Origin of the sequence: Maribacter sp. MMG018, assembly GCF_018100785.1 — a bacterium.
GTDB lineage: Bacteria > Bacteroidota > Bacteroidia > Flavobacteriales > Flavobacteriaceae > Maribacter.
The window spans coordinates 46063-67276 of record NZ_JAGJEC010000003.1 but is presented as its reverse complement, the minus strand read 5'-3'; the positions used below and the strand labels follow the sequence as shown (position 1 = coordinate 67276).

Sequence of the window (21214 nt, the reverse complement as noted above, 5' to 3'; positions counted from 1 at the left end):
ATTCGAAGAAGTTCTGATATTATGGTTAAAAGGAGTCGTTTTAGATGTTTTTATGCTAAAAGTACTGTTTTTTGCTTGGGTTATAGTGTATTTTACTCGTTTTCAATAGTTTGGTATTCTTTAAGTATAGCGGCCCAAACATCATCTTTATTAAATCTTGATGAAATCATGTGACGGGCATTTTGAGCCAATTGCGTTCTTAGTTCATCATTGGTCAATAGATTTTCCATGGCATTTAGGAGTGATTTTTCATCTTTTGAGGGAATGATCAATCCATTTTTTCCTTCTATAACAATTTCATTGCTGCCATTTATATCGGTAACCAAGGCCGGTAAACCCATGGCTCCGGCTTCTAATACAACGTTAGGGAAACCTTCTCGGTAACTAGGAAATACCAATGCATCCGAAATGGCCAAATAAGGGCGTACATCGTCTTGGTGGCCTACATAATGAATAGCCTTGTTCGCTTTTATTTTTTCCCAGGTGCTACTGGGTAAAAGGTCGGTTTCGCCCTCATACGAACCTACCAACATTAATTTGACATTGGAGTGTTTGTTACAAAGCTCGCCAAAGGCATAGGCCAGTTCGTTTACGCCTTTATCGTTTACCAATCTACCAATGTAGATAAACAATATATCGCTTTCGTTTATGCCAATGCTTTTGCGCAATTGTATGTTCTCTTCCTCTGAAAAAAGTGTAGGGTCGAATTTATCAAGATCGATTCCGTTTACATTTCCGTTGGCAATTATTTTTAGGGGCTTTTTGGTTACTTTATATGCCAATAGGTCATTTTTAACACCATTGCCCTCTGGGTAAACATGGGTGGCGAACCTACAGATAAGTTTATCAAAGAAGAGCAACAGTTTTTTCATTGCCCCGGTTTGGGTAGGGAAAATTAACCCTGTAAAGGTATGGGCTCTTTTAGGTACACGGGCCAAGTACGCCGCCATCATGGTCAATAGTCCGGCCTTGGGTGTAATACTATGTACCATAAAGGGTTTTTCTTTTCTAAAGACCCAATACAGACGGTACAACGAAACCAAATCTTGTACAATATTTATTTTTCTTTCTATGGTAACTTCTTTGGTTCTAATGCCCTCGCGCTGCTCCATTTTCTCCAAATACCGGTCTTCATCATCTGAACCAATGGCCAATATATCATAGTATTGGTTCAAGAAACGTAATTGGCCCTCAAGAAGTATGTACAGAGAACCCGATAGGGCAGCTGTGCGAATTACTTTTTTCTTTTTATGGGGGTGTTTTTGATCTTTCATAGAATGGTTATGATAGAATATGATGGGTATAAGATTCTAAAATAGGTTCCCTTTCAAAATTTTGAATGCGTTCTTTCACACGTACGCGACAATTATCTAAAAAAGCAGGATGCTCCAAACAATAGGCCAGTCCTTTTTTTAATAGATCCACATTGCCCACCGGGGTCAGTATCCCGTAATCGGTAATCATTATATCGTCTGTTTTTGGGTGTTCCAGTTCCATAATTTCGTCCGGTCCCGACTTACAGTTGGTGGTTAGAATGGGAAGACCGCAGCACATAGCTTCTAATAAAACATTAGGGAAACCTTCGTGTATAGAGCCAAAAATAAAAAAATCGGCACTTTTTAGGTATTGAAATGGATTAGACTCAAACCCCATTAAGAATACACGGTTTTCTAAACCAAGGTCGGCTATTTGTTGTTCCAGTTCCGGTCTTAATTCCCCTTCACCAAAAATATAGAGGCGTACTTTTTCGAACGGCGCTACGGCTTCTATTAAAATTTTTTGATTTTTCACTATTTGTAATCTACCTACACTAACAAGGTTGGTATAACTAGCATCAAAGAAATTTGTAACGGGTGTGATGGCGTTAATTTTTTCAAGGTCAATAGGGTTATAGATGACCCTTGTTTTTTCGGGGGCAACGTTAAAATTTTGTACCAGGTCTTCAGCACTGGCTTTTGCATTGCTGATCACCATATCTGCCTTCGGATATAGTTTTTTTACCAAAAATGTGTTGATTTTACTTTGAGCATCGCCATAACCGTACTGTAAACTTGGGTAATTACGTTCACTGACCATTAGTTTATAGGGATGGTTTGTAAACCAACGGGCCATAATATTAATGTAACAAGGTCTTGTTAAAAGACTAAAGGAATGGGTAATTTGTAGGCGTTTTAACAAACGGGCATATTTCCACGCCAACCACGGAAGCTTTAGAAATTTGAAGATGCCGGGTTCGTCTCCTTTCGATTTTTCAAGATAGTAAATAGGCACATCCTCTGGTATCGAATAGGCCATTGTATCGTTCATAAGCACCAAGACTACATCATGGCCTTTGTTTTTTAAATAGGGGAGTAAATAGGACATAACACGTTCTGCGCCTCCGCCATCCATCGAATAAATGAATATGGAAATTTTTTGATGTTTCTCCATCTTATTTGTTTTTTACGGCTTCCATGAAAAAATCTTCATATTTTTTCAGAATTATGGCTTTATCAAATTTGTTATAGACCGATTGTGATACTTCTTTGGGGTCTAGCTCTGGAAGGTTGTTTAAACGATCTAAAAACTCCTCTTCGGTATTTACCAAATAACCATTTACCCCATTTTCTATAATTTCTTTTGTGCCTCCCCTAGCACTAAAAGCTATTACGGGTGTTCCAACGGCACAACTTTCTAATAAAGCATTTGGAAATCCTTCTGTGTAAGATCCTTGTAAAAAGTAATCTGATTTACTTAAATAATCTCTAACATTTTTAGAAAAGGGTATAAAATCTATCTTTTCTAAAATACCTAGTTCTTTTGCCCTTTCTAATATTTCTGTTTTTAAAGGACCGTCCCCTATAAGAGTATATTTAAAAGGCTTTTTAAATTTTGAGAGGACTTTTAGTAATCTTAAATGACCCTTGATTGCGGCCAGTCTTCCAACCGTTATGAATTTGTAAGATATAGCATTATTATCGCTCATATTATCTTTTAAACAAAATCCATCAGTAATAGGGTTTTGTATAATTTTTAATTTTTCATCATTTATGTTGAACTCACTTTTAGTGTCGTTCAGCATATCTTGCGATTGGCAAATGACGTAATCAAAAAGTTTAAAACTTCTTGATTCAATAAATTTATCAATTTTACCTTTTTCGAATGGTTTATAGCCAGGGGTGTTTGAACGTATGTAGGTTTCTCTAGCAATAAATATTTTCTTTGGGAATAAAATCGATATAAATGAAATTATGGTATTTAAATGGGATAATGAACTAAAGATAATGTCCGAAGGGTTTCTAATAAATTGAAAAATTAGGGAAAGTACTGCAAAACGTACCTTTTTCTTGTTTAAATAAACGATTTTAAGAGATTCTAATTCATAGGAGGTGTCATCTTTACTTCCGGTAACTACTAATGTTACTTCAAAAAGTTTTTTGTTGATATTTTGAGCTATATATGAGACTACACGTTCGGCTCCACCAGCCTGTAGAGTAGGCAAAACAAATGTTATTTTTATAGGTTTATTCATGTAAATGTTAAAAATAAAATACTATAATTATCTTTAAATTAAGTAGTTGTCAATTTTGTTAACCGCCGTATTCAATAAGATGCTTTAATGGGTCATAATTTTTGGTGATGTTGAGAATTTCATCAAAATATTTTCCAAATAGAGGACCATTACACATTTGATGCAGATTTATATCTTGTCCCATAGCATTAAATTCGACAATAATAACTTCTGATTTGTTATTTATAGCAATGTCCCAAGAAATTAACTTAAAATGGGGCATGTTTTGATGTTGCTCTTTAACACTAGAAATTATCGAATCAAAACACGGAATTTGAAAATTTTCAAGAATGGTACCATTATCAGTTTTAGAATATCCCTTGCCATAAGTGTCAAATGCGCGTACACGCAACTCTCCATTTTCGTTAATACCGCAAGCATAACCTCCGGAAGTTAAATTATCAGTAAAGGAACCCGCTCTGCCAATTCTAATAACCGCAGATAGTGGAATCACTTCTTCTTGTCTCATATAGGTAATGATTCTAATGGTATTTAATGAGGTATTATTCAATAAAGCCAATTGAGGGTGTTGCTCCACAATTTCCTGTACTATATAATTAGTTTTATATTTGTTAAACAAAGTATCTAGTTCTTGACTGCTATTATTTGATAATTCAATCTTCTTGACACCTTTTCCTCCTACTGTTCCAATAGAGGGTTTTATAACCATAGATTTATGTTTAGCACATGTTTCAATTGCAGTTTCCTTTGAAACTTGAAGATTGTTCACATAAAAAAAACCATTAATATTTTTTATAATTGATTTTGGTAAATAAGAATCATCAAAAAATTTGTCCAGTAAATTTTTGTCCTCCAAAGCAGGATACATCGTTGAATTGTTTAAAGATGGTTCTACACGGGAATAAAATAGTATTTCAGGAATAAACTGAACATCTTCTTTTTTTATGGTATTCGTATAAAACCTATGCCATTCTGTGGGTATTTTTTTGAAACCATATAAACCGAATGTCTCTTTAATATTGTTCTTATATAATGAAGAGATTTGTTCGCACTTGTTTTTTTTGTTGATTAGAGCGATTTTTTTATTGTAGACATATTTGACCCTTAAATACTTTACGGTCCATATAAATTGATAAAATAATTTTCGAAAACCCATCTTTTAATTAATTTAAAATTAAGTTGTAAAGTTGTTACTTTATATAGGTAACTTTAATTCGTTACCTAGTTTTTTATCCCATATTTTTGGTTCGATAGGTCTAAAACCACCATCATGGTGGAAGGTCAATTCTCCAAAGTATAAAACTCCGTCTACATCGTACCAGTCGACTCTGACGTATGAAAAAGGTTCCGCCAAAATTTCAGAAAGACGGATCATTTCATTGAGTGTTGTAGGCCTTTCGGCATCTTCTTCGCTGGGGTCGGTACTTTTTCCGTTGCCCTTGGGAGATGACCATTTAAATTCTTCGCGTTCCCAATTGGTATTGTACCAATTTCTATAGTGTTGGTCGGTACCTCTTCCCATATCCACACTGATCATGCGTACCTTACCATTAAAACAATGTAGTTTATAATCAAAAGGAATATTGCCATTCTTGTCTTGTAGCAGTTTCTCTACAATTATTCTTGGTTCAATATTTTTATATTGCCATTCCCTAGACCCTACATAGTAATTTAATTTCAAACGCTCTTTAAATGTCTCTTGTACATCTTCCCAATTAATTTCAGATTTATCATGAACAAATATACCCCCACTACTATCGTGGTTTGCCTTAATTATACATGGTACATCCGAAATATTTTCTGGAGTTATCTCTTTTGGATTTGTGGTGGTGAAATATAAAGGGACTAAAAACTGATTTCCAATTTTTTCCTTTATGTATTCCCTTACCAAATATTTGTCCGAGCATTGTGTATGCAAGGGAGTTCGATCATATAACTTGAGCCAATTTATTTTTTCGTTTAGAGTAGATGGGTTTTTAAGATTGGGAAAGTAGCCCATATGCCATCTAAACTTCAATTGAACTAATTGTTTGTCTGGAATCAAAGGGAGTATAAATACGAAAAGTGATTGCAATGCTTTTTTCATAATTACGAATTATTACCTTTTATTGAATATGGTTTACCTACAGATCCTAGCCATTGTCTGAGTACCAATAGTTTCCATATCATGGTATGGTGGTTCCAGCTACCATTCATATGTTGGTCAATTAGTTTTGTCACTACGGCTGGTTTGATTCCTGGAATATCTTTTAGGTTATTCATTGAAAGCTCCGAAAGCACCAGATCTTTTAAGTCGTTACGAAACCAGATGTTTAAGGGCATTCCAAAACCCGATTTAGGGCGATCAAAGTAGGCTTCGGGAACATGGTCGTATAAAATATCTTTTAGAATCCGTTTTTGCTTTCCTTTTTGGTACTTAAAAGCAGTAGGCAGGCTTTGTGCCATTTCTACGACCCTGTAGTCTAAAAAGGGAGACCTGGCCTCTAATGAATAGGCCATAGTGGCACGATCAACCTTGGTGTTAATATCCCAACTTAAATATGTCTTTAGATCAAAATCTCCGGCGCTTTCAAAACTGTTTTTATCGGATTCCAGTAAATATTTTAACTCTTGAACTTGTGAAACTCGTTTGTCAATATGTAACCAAGAGGCATTGGTATTGGCCATCATGGCTAAATACGCTTCTCCGGCACTTTTGGCATGTAGTATATCCTTTACCCCGTTGTATCTATTGTTCTGAAAAATCTTTAAGAGGGGAGCGCCTAACATACGTAGTGCATAGGGTACTTTAAGGGTGTTTTCAATTTTTTCCAATTTCTGGTAACGACGGTATCCGAGGAAAGCTTCATCAGCACCATCACCCGATAAGGCCACCGTTACCTGCTTCTTTGTATGCTTTGCCAATAACATAGAGGGGATGGCAGAAGCATCGGCAAAAGGTTCGTCATAATAATGGCTAAAATTTTCAATTAGCTCAATACCCTCTGCATAATCACAATTAATCACATGGTGGTCTGTTTGTAGGTGGTCAGCTACCTTTTGGGCATAGGCACTTTCGTCAAAGCCTTTTTCATTGAACTTTACGGAAAAGGTCTTTACCTTTTGTTCCGAATTTTTTACGGCCAAAGCAGCAATTAGGGACGAATCTACACCACCCGATAAAAATACGCCTAAAGGAACGTCGGCTATCATACGGTGGTCGACCGCATCGGTCAACAATGCTTCCAAATCCTTTTTGGCATCTTTATAAGAGCCTTGGTAGGCCTGTGCTTTCGGAAAAGCAATATCCCAGTAGCGCCAATCTTTAAAACCTTTCGATTCTAGGTCATAGGTAAAGGCATGGCCATCGTTCAGTTTTTTTACCTCGTTAAAAATGGAATTGGGGTGGGGTATGCTGTTCCACGCTAAATACTGTTCAATACTGTTTTGACTAATGCTTAACCGGTCGTTAAAAAGTTGTATCGACGATATTTGACTTGAAAATTCAAAACCCTGGTCGCTTATCTGGTAGTAAAAAGGTTTTTGCCCCAAACGATCCTTGGCCCCAAACAGGTGTTGTTTTTTTACATCATAGATAACAAAGGCGAACATGCCGTTAAAATGTTGTACGCAATCTTCACCATATTCTAGGTAGGCGGCCCCTACCACTTCGGTATCACTGGTGGTGGTAAAGGCATATCCTTTTTTAGAGAGAGATTCCCGCAGCTCCCTAAAATTGTATATTTCCCCATTAAAAACCAAGTGTATTTGGTCTTGGTAGGTAAAAGGTTGGTTAGACCGTGCATCCAAATCGATAATACTAAGTCGGTTATGGCCAAAAGTAATAGGCCCTATACGGCTATCGTAAGTTAAAATACCCATTTGGTCAGGTCCACGGAATTGGGTCCGTTCCAACTTTTTTTGTACTTGTTCTTTTTTATAAGGAAGCGTAGTGCCGTAGATTCCACACATAGATATTGATATAGAGAGTTTGGTTCGATGTTTATTATGCTACTATAACGAAACATCGACATTTCGATTGTTTACAATGCTATTAATTTGTTTTAGAGGTCACCGATGTAATCACCTGCATCCATTGCTGGGCAATGGGTTCCATTTCATATTTCTTGGTGGATTCCAAGGCGCCTTGGCTAAATTTATCTCGTAGTTCGGGATTATTCATCAATAGTTGCATTTTTTTTGCCAAAGCATTTACATCACCAACAGGTACCAAAAAACCATTCTCACCATCGGCAATCATATCCGATGGCCCATGGGGGCAGTTCGTGGAGATACTGGGTACCCCAAAGTATAGGGCTTCTAAAAGGGCGTTGGGAAAACCTTCGTGCTCTGAGGTAAACACAAACATGGCCGCTTTGTTGTAATAAGATGCTACATCTTTTTGTGCCCCTTTAAATGAAACACGGTCGGCGATTCCCAATTGTTGGGCCAAGTTTTTAAATTTATCCATATTGGGGCCATGTCCTAGAAATACCAAACGCCAATCGGATGTGGGCAATTGGGCAAAAGCACGAATTAAAACATCTTGGGCCTTGCCATTTTTAAAACTACCGACATTTAAGATTATTTTTTCTGAATTGGCAACGGGTTGTCTAGCTAATTTTAATTCGGAGGCAATAGCATTGGGGATGACCCATTTCTGAACTTTCGGTACAGTTTTTTCATAATAGTTTTTATTACCTTCAGTTTGTACAATTAGGGAAGAACAGAAAGGATAACTTAAATTTCTAAAATATTCTTGAATTTTAGGTAAACTGTTCACATTGTGATTTGATCTTTCACATATAATACTAGGGATTTTAAGCCCTCTGGAAGCACAAATGGAATAAATATTGGAGGTAAGCATAAAACTTACTACTACGTCTGGTTGCAATCTGTTTAATGTTTTTCTTAATTTTAATATTCGTAAAGCACCATCCTTAAGGGATTTTAAAACAGTTGTACTTGTTTTTGGTTGCTCCAGACAATGAAATAAATTTACATTTTTATCTAACTCATAAAATGGGGCAGTTTTTACTAATGTAATAATAGATATTTCATGGTCTTTAACCCAATAGTTAGCAAGGCCTGTCACTGCCCTTTCTGCACCTCCGGAATTTAAACCATATATGACAAAGGTTATTTTCATTTGTAATTTTTAATGAATATGAGGATAACTTATCCTTGTTGCGGCTACAAATTTTATTCTTTTTCTACATTGATTTGAGATGATTTTTTTAAAATTTCATATTGTAGCCACATGGTAAAAAAGAGAATATAGCCTGAATCAAAAAAATTATGGTTGGTCAGCAAGTAGAGACACAAGGAAAAGGTCATCAGAAATAAGCTAGGCTTTTCGATAAAATTAATCCAAGAATTTTTAAGCAACAACCCATATAAAATAAGAAGAATAAGCAAAGAAAATATACCTCCTTCACCCATAATTTTGATATAGGAATTATGCGGGCCTACAGGCGATACTTTGGCACCACCAGCAAAGGCATTATAACCATTACCAAATACGGGTTTTTCCATTAAGGCAGGGTAGTAAATGGCCCAGGTTTGGGTCCTGCTGTCTTCTTCTAACTTGCCGGTATTGTTTGATTTACCTTGTAAGATGTTGCTCATGGCCTCTAAGCGTGGGTTTGATTTCGGTAAGAAGGAATTAAAAATCAATAGACTTATAAATAATCCTAACCCTATGGCCAAAACGCGAATATTTTTTATTGATAGGCGTATGGATAATAAGTTCATAAAAAGCCATACTATGATGAATGTTCTGGAAAAGGTTAAAAAACCAATAAAGGTAAAGGCTATTTGACCTAGCGTTCGCCATTTTTTTTGCAAACCATAGGTAAGGCCATAGCCCATCATACAAATAAACCCTAATGAGTTTGGATTTAAATAGAACCCACTGTAACGCCCATAATCTTTTAATGGGTTGTAAAAGACGAACATTTGTAAAAAAACGGTAGTTGCACCTAGTAACAAAAAAACAAACATTTCATTTTTAGTAGTGTCCTGTATAACGGAGTAGCCGGCTATCACTATTATAAAATATTTTATAACAACAATAGTATAGGTAAGGAACTCAGGCATGTATTCTTGGCCTGATAAACTGGATATACCAAAATAGGTAGCGCCCAATAGTACCATGCCGCCATTAAGATTCCATTTTTTTGCCATCACAAAATAAAGTAGCATCAGCCCAAATGATAGATAGCTTAAGGCGCTGGAAATAGTTTGATTAAAATTAACCAAAACCCAATCTGGAAAGTTGAGCATAATTAGAAATAATGTGAAATAACGAACTGCTTTAAGTAGCATTTGAAAGGTTCTAATATGTTAAATACTTATTTTTTAATAAGAAAGAGTGGTTTTGTAACAAAGTTAGGTAATTATAAATTGTGGCTTTATAAAACTCTCTTTAGACAAATATTTTTTTATGAAATAAGAATTGAGATGTCTAGAGAAAAGATTGAATGAAGTAAAAGCCGATTTCCGTATTTTGATAGAACGATTTTAGTATTGTCCTCATATATTATTAGCCCATTAAGTTGCTTGTTGCAAATCTCCTATAAAAAAATCGTATAACAGCAAAAAGACGTTCAAAAGAACGTCTTTTCTATTAACGGGTAAAATAAATTTATATTATTGAACTAGGGAGTATAGAAATGCCTCCAAATTTGTGTAGCCGTCGCCATCTTCATCTCCGTTGGCCGTTTTCGATAAATCCCCGTACATGGCTCTTTCCCAGGCATCGGCCATACCATCGTTGTCGGTGTCATAATCGGAAGGCCTTGAGGTACTTTCCTTATTGGGTACGTTTAAAGAACCAAAACTACCCGTATTGTTAAAATAGTCTGATATTGCCTGTTCGTCCATACTGTCTTGGTACAGACTATTGCCGGGAAGTTTGTCTCCAAATACTCGAGCTTCAATATCTTGTACCGAAGTTGCCCATGTGGAGATAGTACTATTGGTAATTACCCTACTGCTATTTTGGTAATCTAAAGCTCGGCTATTGTATAAACCATATTGATGTGGATTTAATTGATGGTTATCACTGAGGTAAAAGGAACCATCTGTTATGGAGCCATTCGGGTTGTTATATTGGTTGGGATTCCATTCGATGGTAGTATAATCTGGAGTATTGTTAATAAAAGCCTTGTAAATATTGCCAAGAACGTCCAAATTGTTTCCATATACCATATTCATTCCTCCCTCATAACCATAAACGATGTTGTTTATCCATTCGGAAGTTTCTCCGTTTAAACCATAACCTACTAAAATATTACGTTCTACAGAATGTGATATATAGTTACCTATAAAAGTAAAATTGTAATTTTTTATTCCGAAAAGGAAGGTATAGTTGGTATCGGTATTGGTAATCATACAATTTTGAATAGTAACATCGCTAACTCCTTGAACGGAGAAATTTTCATCACTGCCATTTGACATACTAACATGATCTATGATTATATTGTTCATGCCCACATCATTTCTAAGTCTTATGGCATCATTATCCGTTTTATTGTTATTGTTTTCCCTTACGGATATATAACGTATAATAACATTGCTGCCAGATATGTTAATGGTGGCTCCAAAACTAGCACTAGAAATTTTGTCTCCTCTGATGGTGATACCAGGAAAGGGTGCAGTTTCACCCGCTATGGTAAGGTCTCCATTAGAACTCCCTATATTTAATTGTGTACTAGTTAAATAAATATCTCCCCCAACATCAAAAACAATGGTTCTTGCTCCTTTTTGTTCTATGGCATTCCGAAGACTGCCCGATCCGCTATCATTTAAATTGGTGACATGAATAACCTTACCTCCACGGCCTCCAGTGGTGTATTTACCAAAGCCTTGGGCGCTCGGGAAGGCCAATAATTCGCCCATATCCGAGGACGAAATGGTTACCGTAGCTTCTTCTCGATACGTGGTGTTGTCTTCGGTAGTTACTTCGGTAGTATAGGTGAAATTATCTTCTACGGGTTCTTCGGTACTCTCTTCTTCGGTATTGGGGGTGTAGGTCAAGGTATTGTCCTCGTTGATGGTGACATCCCCATTGCTCGGGGTAGAAGTGCCTACGATGGCAACATCCGCATCGGGACTAAAGGTATCGTTGTTCAATACATCCATGACAATGGCATCTTGCCCTGGGGCCATAAAAAAATTATCGTCCAGTAGAAGGGCAATGCTTTCAAGGTCATTATCGGAAGCAATTACATATTCCGATAACAGATCCGCATCCTTGCTACATGAAAACAACGAAACGAGGACAAGTAATAATAGGGACACTTTATAGAGAGGGTTTTTAGATGGGCACATAAGTAGGTAGAATTTGTTTAAATGAACTGCACTGTTATTTGGGGTACAATTATAGATTAATAATTTTGCTTTTCGACGAATGATATGATTTTTTCGTTGAAATGCATCATTGTGTTTGGGGTTTGTATACATCAACGGTGAAAATCTTTAATTATTTTTACTTTTTATATTATTTAACTTCTTGGATCCTAACCTTATTGCAAATCGGTTATCGATACCTTTTGCTTTACGGAAGAGATACGATGATTGGATCTTTTTGATCGATGAAATACACTGATTTTTTTATAAAATCGATGAACTACAGCATCTGTTAACATATTATTTACTTTTTGGGCTTAAATACAAAGGGTGAACTTTTTTATTAAAGCATATTTTTGGTAAATAGAATAAGTAGGTTTATTTATGTTAATTTGTTACTTACCTTTTTTCTACAGAATTTATGAGGATTGGTTCTTTGATATGATGTACACCAAAATTAATATAAAAATGTGTGATCAATTTTTTTTAAACCGGTAAGATAGAGGGTATAAAAAAGAATTCTGTTAGAGATAGAAGAGGTGTAGTATTTAGGGAATAAATAAGGGGGAGGTTTTTTAAAGTATCGTATCTAATACTGGTTATGTAAATAAAGCTCAGTTTGATTGATAGGTGTTTGATCTTATCCAAAATCTTTGTTCAATATTCCCAATATATTAGAATATTATTGTCTTTGGTTAATTAAAAATACTAGCAAACAGGTTTTGATGGTGAAAAAATATTAAGAAGATTGTTTGTTTAGAAAATTTTACTCAACAACTTTCCAGGTAAGAAAGAAAGGAATGCCAGCCATGCTGCCAGTAATCGGTTTCCTCTTAGTTTTAGTTGGTTATCTCTATAATAAAGGGAAGACCTAGTATAATTAAAGGCAACACCTCGATAATGCGAGGTATACAGAATTTCTTTAAAATTACTTTTTATCAGGTGATAATAAGCTGTGTAGTAATTCACTTTTTGAATTTCTTTATAAGGTTTCTTCTGGTGAATAAGCCCATCTTCTGAAAACCAATAACGTCTGTGGACCGTATTAACGCATAAAAAATCGTAATCTTCGTTAATTCTATTCCATGTAGCTGCTTCACTAATAAATGATTTTGGGTGCACGTACATTTTATATTCCCTTAAAATTGAAGTACGCCAACTGTGCCATTTTTCTCCTTTTATAGGGGCTTTTCGTTTTAACACCCTTTCTTTAAAACCAACTTGCCACAAATTTTTAGGAAAGGGTTCGCCTACCAAACGCCCTTGCTCATCTTCGACCAAGGTCCAAACTGCCGCAATGGTATTGGGGTTTTCGGTATGCTCGATACTTTGCCAAATAGTTTTTAATTCGGCCAAGGTGTTTGGGTGAAAAGTGTCGTCACTATCTGCAATTAGGGTGTAGGGTCTTGTGCATAATTCGAGCCCTTCGTTTACCGCATACGACTTCCCTTTGTTTTTGGCCAACACATGATATGTGATTTTAAAATCCAACTCTTTTTTTTGCCATTCTTTAATCAAGGCAGCCGTTTCATCCGTACTACCATCATCGGCAATGACCCACTCAAAATCTCGAAAAGTTTGGCCAATGAGCGAATCATAGACTCTAGGTAGTTCTTTGGCTCTATTATAGGTGGGTGTAAGGATGCTAAACATTAAATAGTAATTATTAACGTGATTTTTTTATTAACTGGTTTTTTAGTCTTCTAAGTACATCCCTAAAATATTTGTTGGTACTATATGAAATGAAAAAAAAGGAAATCATAGAAATAGCTGCTACCTGTACTACGCAGACTGTAAAATTATAATAATTATCAAAATGTATATCTACAAGTGTTCTAGTTAGATATTGTGTTAGTAAATAAGCTATAGTGGTTATGGTGGTTAAAAAAGCAAATCTTTTTATATAATCGAAAATAGGTTTTTTAAACCCCGATTTATATACATAAATGGGCCTCCATACGGCAACTATTAAAAAAATACTGACATTAGTTCCTAATAAAATACCTGCCAAACCATATTTTTGAGCAAAAACAATGGATACAACTAGGTTTAAGATACCTTCTGTGATAGGGGCCCAGGTGTCACTATACAAGCCGTAGGCCTGTTTAAAAGCTTCTATTGGGTTTACCACTTGTCTAATGAAAAACAATAAACAAAAAAGTCCTACTACTGTATTTTCTAAAACATATTTTTCGCCCAGCCAAAGGGTAATAAAAGGATTGATCAATAATAGAATACAACTTATGGCAAACCCTCCAATAAAAAAGCGTAAGCTCATCATTTCCCATAGAACTTGGTGTATGGATTTTTCATTGTTTTCGGCGACTAAGTTTCCTATGCTTGCTTTGCTGCCTGCGAAAATTTTTTCTACCAAGGTTCCTAAGTTCAAAATAATTAGTTGATAATTACCAAAGAAAGCAACACTTTGAGCACTTATAAAATAAAAAATGAGAATATTGTCAGTGCCTCCGTTCAGGAAACCTCCTAATTTATGAACACTAATCTGTTTTATTTTTTTTAGTAATTCGGGTTGTGATGGGTAGTTCTTTTTGTTTCTTTTAAATGATAAAGAAATATCTAGCCAAGGATATTCCTTTCTTATTTTTTTGCGTATTATGATGGTGTAAATTATACCGGTAAGAACTTCCAGAGTAATCCAAATAAAAAAACTTTGAAAGAAGTACACAAATACAGCTTGTATAATGATCTTGGAAATATTAAAGGACTGAAAGTATTTTGCTACGATGTAATCTTTTTGGTCGGCTTGTAACAAAAAAATATGATAGTTAAAGAAATACCCTAATAAAGAAGACATTAAAAATGCAAAAAATGCATAATAGATGAATACTAGTGGTATGGTAGAATCTTCAAATATAATTGGGAAAAATGCCGATAGGATAATTGCAGCTGCAATTATCAATAAACCAATATTTTTATAGAGATTCCCTACATATCCTATTATATGATTTATTTTTTTATGGTCTTTGTTGTAAATGGGTCTGTATAGCGCAAAACCTATTGCGGATCCAATGCCTAATTCAGCTAGATTTAAAAAGTTCAAAAAGCTATATAACGTAGCTGTTGTACCCATAAAATCATCACCAAGATCATCTAGGAATATTTTTCTTGAAAAAAATTGTACCAATACAAAAAGGGCATGAAAGAAAATGCCTACCCTTGCATTTTTTATAGTATTGGCCAGTCTAGACATTGAATCGTTTCAAAAGATATAATTGAACATCTATTCGCTTTTTATTCACTCTTCTAATTATACCATAAAGCCAAAAGGGGAGTTTTAGAAAAAAAGATTCTGTTTTTGAAACGCCACTTTCAATACCTAAATGTCTCATTTTGGTCATTTCCTGTTTAATAGCATTTTTTAATTCTTTACGGTGTTTAAGGTCAGGATCTAAATGAGCATGTGTAAAAAGAGGATTGTAATGATTTATTAATCCTCTAAGTAAATATTGGTCGGCAAGAGCTTTTATGTCTTCTCCATACCCTCTAGTTTTTTCAACAATGTAATAAAGGGCGTCTTTGGCGTCTAATTTTTTTAGACTGTATGGACTTCTGGTGATACTAATATTTTCTGTATTATATATGTAAAGCTTTTCAGGTATAAAACCTTGTTTTTCTATTAAATTGATACTGTCAATGGTAAAGAATACATCTTCGCTGATTTTCCCAGGAATAAATTTTCGTCCTTCCACTATTCTTTTTGAATATATTCTACGCCAAACAGAAAAATTGTTTGTTTTTAACAAACGTAACATAGCTTCTGATTGGTTTTCTATAAAGGAATTACCTGTTGAATTTATATGGTTGTTTAAGTCTCTACTATTTAAGATGCCGCATTCTACAAGTTCTAAATTATGCTCTAAAGCAAAAGATAGTAGTTTTTCTATCATCTTGGTTTTTAACCAATCATCACTGTCAACAAAAATTACGAAATCGCCTTTCATAATACCCATTCCGGTATTACGAGCAGCGCTTAGGCCACCATTTTTTTGATGCACCACACGGATACGATCATCTTTTGTGGTAAAGGTGTCACATAGGCTCCCACTATTGTCGGTAGAGCCATCATTTACCAAAATAATATCCAAATTTTTATGGGTCTGATGGATTATACTTTCGATACATCTTTCCAAGTAATTCGCTACATTATAAACAGGTACAATCACCGATACCAAAGGGTATTCTGAAGATGATTTTTGGTTTGTAGGCATTTTATTGGATTTTAATTGACAGATGGGAATGCTTGAATTATACTTAGATAGGATTTATTTTATAAAATTATAGCCTACCGTCTACATTGGCATCTAAAATACCTTTTACATCATAAATAACACCTTGGTCGTTTAAAAGGTTTTTTAAGTCCAAATTCAAAAATTCTTTATGAGCTACGGTCAATACCACGGCATCAAATTTTTGATCCGGAATGGTATTGGTAATGTCCAGACCATATTCATGGGTTACCTCTGCTGGCGAGGCCCAAGGGTCGTATATGGCAACATTGGTGCCGTAGCTTGCCAAATTATTGATGACATCCACGGCCTTGGTGTTACGAACATCCGGGCAATTCTCCTTAAAGGTGATGCCCAAGACCAAAATATTACAGCCTTTTATTTTAATATCTTTTTGTACCATGAGCTTCACTACCTCAGAGGCTACATATTTCCCCATGGTGTCGTTCATGCGTCTACCTGCCAGAATAATCTCTGGGTGGTAGCCATATTCCTGCGCTTTTTGAGCCAAGTAATAAGGATCCACACCTATACAGTGTCCGCCTACCAAGCCCGGTTTAAAAGGAAGAAAGTTCCACTTGGTGCCAGCTGCTTTTAACACGTCATGGGTGTCTATATCCATGAGGTTGAATATTTTGGCCAATTCGTTTACAAAGGCAATGTTAATGTCCCTTTGAGAGTTTTCGATGACCTTGGCGGCCTCGGCTACTTTGATCGTTGGTGCCAAATGAGTACCTGCCGTAATTACCGAGGCATATAGGGCATCCACCTTTTTACCTACTTCAGGAGTAGATCCAGAAGTTACTTTTAATATTTTTTCTACGGTATGTTCCTTGTCTCCGGGGTTGATACGTTCGGGGGAGTAACCGGCATAAAAATCTTTATTATAGGTCAAACCACTTACTTTCTCCAATACAGGAATACATTCGTCCTCGGTTACCCCTGGGTAAACGGTAGATTCGTAAACAACCGTATCTCCTTTTTTTAATACTTTTCCAACAGTCTCGCTTGCTTTATAAAGAGGGGTTAAAATAGGACGGTTGGTACGGTCCACTGGGGTTGGAACCGTCACAATATAATAATTGCAATCGGCAATATCGTCCAGTTGATCGGTACAGAACAGTCCGGTCTCCATGTGTGCAGACTCTTTTAATACCTCTTGTAGTATATCATCTTCCACTTCCAACGTGCTATCATGACCTGTTCTTAGCTCGGCAACACGTCCGGCATTGATATCGAACCCAATAACAGGGTATTTGGTAGCAAATAATCTAGCAAGTGGCAGGCCTACATACCCTAATCCTATAACGGCAATTTTAATGTTGTTCATATTTTAAAGTTCCTTGTTTGGATGCTTTGCGATGCGCAGCATTCGATTGTTTTTTATTTAATTAGTAGTACTGTGCTTTATTTCTTTGTGTTTGCATGTAAGCCCGCTTCACTCTCTCATTGTTTTAGGCGATATAGAACGGAGCCAACGCTACTATTCATTTTTTAAATTTTTCCAATACCAGTCCACGGCTTCTTTCAGCCCTGTTTTAATGTCGTACTGCGGGGCATAACCCAATAATTCCTTCGCTTTGTCGATAGAGGCCAAAGAATGCGGAACATCTCCGGCTCGGGTTGGGCCATAAGTGTTTTCGATAGTGGCGATCTTTTCGTCATAGGCGCTTAGGTATTCTTTAAGCAACTGGGTAAGTTCGTTTAAATCGGTACGTTCCCCAAAAGCCACATTATATACGGTATTTAACGCGTCTTGGTTTTCGGTGACCAAGGCACGAACGTTCATTTGGATCACATTGTCTATATAGGTAAAGTCTCTAGAGTAGGTGCCATCACCATTTATAATGGGCGATTCATGCTTCATTAATTGCATTACGAATTTTGGGATGACCGCTGCATAGGCCCCATTGGGGTCTTGTTTACGGCCGAATACATTAAAATAGCGCAAACCTATGGTTTCGATTCCGTAGGTTTTACTGAAAACATCGGCATATAATTCGTTCACGTATTTTGTAATGGCGTAGGGGGAAAGGGGTTTCCCGATAATGTCCTCAACCTTGGGCATGTTTTTAGAATCGCCATAAGTAGATGAACTGGCGGCGTACACAAAACGTTTGACCTTTGCATCACGGGCTGCCACTAACATATTCAAGAATCCGGAAACGTTTACATCGTTACTGGTAATAGGGTCGTTAATAGATCTAGGTACCGATCCCAACGCTGCTTGGTGTAAAATGTAATCGACGCCCTCACAGGCTTTTTTACAGTCTTCTATATTACGGATGTCCCCTTCTATCAAGGTGAATTTAGGATTGTCCATCAACGGAGCCAAGTTTTCCCGTTTTCCGGTCGCAAAGTTATCCAAGCAAGTTACTTGATTACCATTCTCTAGCAAAGCGGTGCAAAGGTTAGATCCGATAAAACCGGCACCCCCGGTCACTAAAATATGATATGCTGAATTAAGGTCGTATAAATTCATGTATTTGTTTTGATTTTGCAAATATGTTGTTCACTTTGGTTTATGGAGCAATTTTTTATGTCAAAGGCATTTAAAATCGTTTAACCGATATATGTATGTTAACAACATGCATTTTATTGGGTTATTGTTCTAATGGGGTGTAATATTCCTTATACCAATCCACAAAATGCTGTACGCCTTTTTGTATGGGGGTGTTGGGGCTATATCCGTAATCGGCTATGAGGTCATCTACATTGGCCCAAGTTCGCTCTACATCCCCCGCCTGCATGGGCAGCATTTCCTTTTTTGCGACCTTGCCCAGGCTTTTTTCTATGGCGGTTATAAAGTCCATCAATTTTACCGATTTGCTATTGCCGATATTATAGACCTTGTAATGGTCTTTTTTAGAAACGGTATCGGTTATAGGGGTTTCCATAATACGTACGACCCCTTCGGTAATATCGTCGATATAAGTGAAGTCCCGTTCCAATTTTCCATTGTTGAAGACTTTGATAGGTCGGTCGTTGATAATGGCATCGGTAAACAAAAACATCGCCATATCGGGTCTTCCCCAAGGGCCATATACCGTAAAAAAGCGTAAACCTGTGGTTTTGAAACCATACAGGTGCCCGTATGAATGGGCCATTAATTCGTTACTCTTTTTGGTAGCTGCATACAAACTCACCGGATGGTCCACAGAGTCAGTGGTTTCAAACGGTATTTTTTCATTAAGCCCATATACGCTGGAGCTACTGGCATACACCAAGTGCTTTATGTTATAGTTGCGGCAACATTCCAGAACATTTAAAAAACCTACCAAATTACTATCCACATAGGCTTCGGGATTTTCCAAGCTATAACGAACGCCGGCCTGTGCCGCCAAGTTACAGACTTTGTCGAAAGCCTCGTTCTTAAATAATTTAGGAAGTTGTTCCCGATCTTCCAAAGCCATTCGAACAAAAGAGAAAGCTGGTTGGCTTTCGCTTTTTGCAATTACATTGAATGGTTCCGCATCGCTTTTTTTGATTCCCAATTGTTGTAGCCGGGCATATTTAAGGTTCACATCGTAGTAATCATTGATGTTGTCCAAACCTACTACGATATGGCCTTTCGCTAAAAGGGACTTGGCCACATAAAAACCTATAAAACCTGCGGCACCTGTTACTAAAATTTTCATGATTGGCCTATTTTGTAATAATTAAAACCAATGCTGTTCATTTTTTCGGTATCCAGCAAGCGTCTACCATCAAATACAAAGGCAGGTTTTAGCATTTGATCGTAAATTTTTTTCCAGTCGTACCCTTTAAACTCATCCCATTCCGTTAAAATGGCAATGGCGTGGGCATCTTCCGTTGCCCTTATGGGGTCGTTGGTGACCTTTAGCAAAGCCCTGTTCTCTTCAGGTGAGCGCGTGTTTAAATAATCTAGATCGGCATAAATGCGTTCTTCGGTAACCTTGGGGTCGTATACCAAAATTTCAGCTTTTTCCTCTAAAAGCGCATCGGCTACAGAGATGGCCGGAGACTCCCGGGTATCGTTCGTGTCCTTTTTAAATGCCCATCCATAAAGCACTATTTTTTTTCCTGAAATAGTGTTGTATAGGGTAGAAATGATATTTTCGGCGAACCTACTTTTTTGGTAGTCGTTGGCAATGATGACCTGTTCCCAATAATCCGCTACTTCTTCCAGACCATACGACCTTGCTATGTACACGAGGTTAAGGATGTCTTTTTGAAAGCATGATCCCCCAAAACCAACGGAGGCATTTAAGAATTTAGGTCCGATTCGGCTGTCGTAACCAATGGCCTTGGAGATTTCTTGGATATTCGCATCTGTTTTTTCGCACAAGGCAGAAATGGTGTTAATGGAAGAGACCCGCTGTGCCAAAAAGGCATTAGCTACCAATTTAGAAAGCTCTGACGACCATACATTGGTCTGTAAAATACGTTCTTTTGGAAGCCAGTGTTCGTATACCCAGCTTAAGGCGTCTTTTGCCTCTTGCCCAGAAGGAGTGTCATTACCACCGATCAATACGCGGTCTGCATTTAAAAGATCGTTTATAGCGGTACCCTCGGCCAAAAATTCAGGGTTGGAAAGTATTTCAAAGTTTACCGAATTACCGGTATTGTCCAAGATATTCTGTATGGCCTGGGCCGTTCTTACCGGTAGGGTCGATTTTTCTACTACGATTTTATCGTCTTTGGCGACTCTGGCAATATTACGGGCACAAAGTTCTATAAATTTAAGATCGGCTGCCTGTCCTTTTCCTTTTCCGTAGGTTTTGGTAGGAGTGTTGACCGATATAAAGATCATTTCCGCCTCATCGATAGCTTGGTCCACATCAGTAGAGAAGAAGAGGTTTTTGTCTCTACTTTCCCCTACAATTTCTTTAAGCCCTGGTTCGTAAATGGGAAGCTTATCCAAGTCTTCCGTATTCCATTGTGCTATTCTGTCTTCGTTAATGTCTACCACGGTTACCTGTATTTCAGGACATTGGTTGGCGATGACGGACATAGTAGGGCCGCCAACGTAGCCAGCACCGATACAGCATATTTTTGTAATCTTTTTCATTTCTACGATTAGGAGTTAAAAAGACAAAGATTAAAAAATAACTTACGATTAGAAAATGTATTTTAGATGTATATGTTATTTAAAGGGGTGAAA

The 21214-nt window shown here is 36.8% G+C and carries 16 protein-coding genes; all 16 read right to left on the bottom strand.

Annotated features, from left to right (window positions below):
• Nucleotides 1-92: 92 nt before the first annotated feature.
• Complete coding sequence (locus J8L85_RS14430; protein ID WP_211018431.1) at nucleotides 93-1274, bottom strand: glycosyltransferase family 4 protein; 1182 nt, start codon at nucleotides 1272-1274, stop codon at nucleotides 93-95.
• Nucleotides 1275-1281: 7 nt separating this feature from the next.
• Nucleotides 1282-2430, bottom strand: coding sequence for a glycosyltransferase (locus tag J8L85_RS14425; protein WP_211018428.1), 1149 nt, complete (start codon nucleotides 2428-2430; stop codon nucleotides 1282-1284).
• Between the two features lies 1 nt (nucleotide 2431).
• Entirely contained in the window at nucleotides 2432-3511 is a 1080-nt protein-coding gene (locus J8L85_RS14420; RefSeq protein ID WP_211018427.1) for a glycosyltransferase, read from the bottom strand.
• Between the two features lie 58 nt (nucleotides 3512-3569).
• Nucleotides 3570-4667, bottom strand: a complete 1098-nt coding sequence (locus tag J8L85_RS14415; protein WP_211018426.1) for a sugar-transfer associated ATP-grasp domain-containing protein — start codon at nucleotides 4665-4667, stop codon at nucleotides 3570-3572.
• Nucleotides 4668-4706: 39 nt separating this feature from the next.
• Nucleotides 4707-5597, bottom strand: coding sequence for an ATP-grasp fold amidoligase family protein (locus J8L85_RS14410; RefSeq protein ID WP_211018425.1), 891 nt, complete (start codon nucleotides 5595-5597; stop codon nucleotides 4707-4709).
• 2 nt (nucleotides 5598-5599) lie between these two features.
• Complete coding sequence (asnB, locus tag J8L85_RS14405) at nucleotides 5600-7462, bottom strand: asparagine synthase (glutamine-hydrolyzing) (protein ID WP_211018424.1); 1863 nt, start codon at nucleotides 7460-7462, stop codon at nucleotides 5600-5602.
• 82 nt (nucleotides 7463-7544) lie between these two features.
• Nucleotides 7545-8639 carry a glycosyltransferase family 4 protein gene (locus J8L85_RS14400; protein ID WP_211018423.1) on the bottom strand — a complete coding sequence of 365 codons (1095 nt, stop codon included), beginning with the start codon at nucleotides 8637-8639 and terminating at the stop codon, nucleotides 7545-7547.
• Between the two features lie 53 nt (nucleotides 8640-8692).
• A complete protein-coding gene (locus J8L85_RS14395; RefSeq protein ID WP_211018422.1) occupies nucleotides 8693-9817 on the bottom strand; it encodes an O-antigen ligase family protein in 1125 nt (374 codons plus the stop codon).
• A gap of 324 nt (nucleotides 9818-10141) precedes the next feature.
• Nucleotides 10142-11794: an Ig-like domain-containing protein gene (locus J8L85_RS14390; protein WP_211018421.1), complete on the bottom strand. Its 1653-nt coding sequence runs from the start codon at nucleotides 11792-11794 to the stop codon at nucleotides 10142-10144.
• An 804-nt stretch (nucleotides 11795-12598) separates the two neighbouring features.
• Nucleotides 12599-13495 carry a glycosyltransferase family 2 protein gene (locus J8L85_RS14385; protein ID WP_211018419.1) on the bottom strand — a complete coding sequence of 299 codons (897 nt, stop codon included), beginning with the start codon at nucleotides 13493-13495 and terminating at the stop codon, nucleotides 12599-12601.
• Between the two features lie 13 nt (nucleotides 13496-13508).
• On the bottom strand, nucleotides 13509-15053 hold the full coding sequence (locus tag J8L85_RS14380; RefSeq protein WP_211018417.1) for a hypothetical protein: 1545 nt from the start codon (nucleotides 15051-15053) through the stop codon (nucleotides 13509-13511).
• On the bottom strand, nucleotides 15046-16071 hold the full coding sequence (locus tag J8L85_RS14375; RefSeq protein WP_211018415.1) for a glycosyltransferase: 1026 nt from the start codon (nucleotides 16069-16071) through the stop codon (nucleotides 15046-15048). Before J8L85_RS14375 ends, J8L85_RS14380 begins: the two co-directional genes overlap by 8 nt.
• Nucleotides 16072-16138: 67 nt before the next feature.
• On the bottom strand, nucleotides 16139-17419 hold the full coding sequence (locus tag J8L85_RS14370; protein WP_211018413.1) for a nucleotide sugar dehydrogenase: 1281 nt from the start codon (nucleotides 17417-17419) through the stop codon (nucleotides 16139-16141).
• Nucleotides 17420-17572: 153 nt separating this feature from the next.
• Nucleotides 17573-18571, bottom strand: a complete 999-nt coding sequence (locus tag J8L85_RS14365; RefSeq protein ID WP_211018411.1) for an SDR family oxidoreductase — start codon at nucleotides 18569-18571, stop codon at nucleotides 17573-17575.
• A 121-nt stretch (nucleotides 18572-18692) separates the two neighbouring features.
• Nucleotides 18693-19727 carry an NAD-dependent epimerase gene (locus tag J8L85_RS14360; RefSeq protein ID WP_211018409.1) on the bottom strand — a complete coding sequence of 345 codons (1035 nt, stop codon included), beginning with the start codon at nucleotides 19725-19727 and terminating at the stop codon, nucleotides 18693-18695.
• Complete coding sequence (locus tag J8L85_RS14355) at nucleotides 19724-21121, bottom strand: nucleotide sugar dehydrogenase (RefSeq protein WP_211018407.1); 1398 nt, start codon at nucleotides 21119-21121, stop codon at nucleotides 19724-19726. Before J8L85_RS14355 ends, J8L85_RS14360 begins: the two co-directional genes overlap by 4 nt.
• Between the last annotated feature and the right edge of the window lie 93 nt (nucleotides 21122-21214).

Excerpts from the sequence above, each read along its gene's own strand:
- J8L85_RS14430 (WP_211018431.1), bottom strand. The coding sequence starts at position 1,274 with ATGAAAGATCAAAAACACCCCCATAAAAAGAAAAAAGTAATTCGCACA.
- J8L85_RS14425 (WP_211018428.1), bottom strand. The coding sequence starts at position 2,430 with ATGGAGAAACATCAAAAAATTTCCATATTCATTTATTCGATGGATGGC.
- J8L85_RS14420 (WP_211018427.1), bottom strand. The coding sequence starts at position 3,511 with ATGAATAAACCTATAAAAATAACATTTGTTTTGCCTACTCTACAGGCT.
- J8L85_RS14415 (WP_211018426.1), bottom strand. The coding sequence starts at position 4,667 with ATGGGTTTTCGAAAATTATTTTATCAATTTATATGGACCGTAAAGTAT.
- J8L85_RS14410 (WP_211018425.1), bottom strand. The coding sequence starts at position 5,597 with ATGAAAAAAGCATTGCAATCACTTTTCGTATTTATACTCCCTTTGATT.
- asnB (WP_211018424.1), bottom strand. The coding sequence starts at position 7,462 with ATGTGTGGAATCTACGGCACTACGCTTCCTTATAAAAAAGAACAAGTA.
- J8L85_RS14400 (WP_211018423.1), bottom strand. The coding sequence starts at position 8,639 with ATGAAAATAACCTTTGTCATATATGGTTTAAATTCCGGAGGTGCAGAA.
- J8L85_RS14395 (WP_211018422.1), bottom strand. The coding sequence starts at position 9,817 with ATGCTACTTAAAGCAGTTCGTTATTTCACATTATTTCTAATTATGCTC.
- J8L85_RS14385 (WP_211018419.1), bottom strand. The coding sequence starts at position 13,495 with ATGTTTAGCATCCTTACACCCACCTATAATAGAGCCAAAGAACTACCT.
- J8L85_RS14380 (WP_211018417.1), bottom strand. The coding sequence starts at position 15,053 with ATGTCTAGACTGGCCAATACTATAAAAAATGCAAGGGTAGGCATTTTC.
- J8L85_RS14375 (WP_211018415.1), bottom strand. The coding sequence starts at position 16,071 with ATGCCTACAAACCAAAAATCATCTTCAGAATACCCTTTGGTATCGGTG.
- J8L85_RS14370 (WP_211018413.1), bottom strand. The coding sequence starts at position 17,419 with ATGAACAACATTAAAATTGCCGTTATAGGATTAGGGTATGTAGGCCTG.
- J8L85_RS14365 (WP_211018411.1), bottom strand. The coding sequence starts at position 18,571 with ATGAATTTATACGACCTTAATTCAGCATATCATATTTTAGTGACCGGG.
- J8L85_RS14360 (WP_211018409.1), bottom strand. The coding sequence starts at position 19,727 with ATGAAAATTTTAGTAACAGGTGCCGCAGGTTTTATAGGTTTTTATGTG.
- J8L85_RS14355 (WP_211018407.1), bottom strand. The coding sequence starts at position 21,121 with ATGAAAAAGATTACAAAAATATGCTGTATCGGTGCTGGCTACGTTGGC.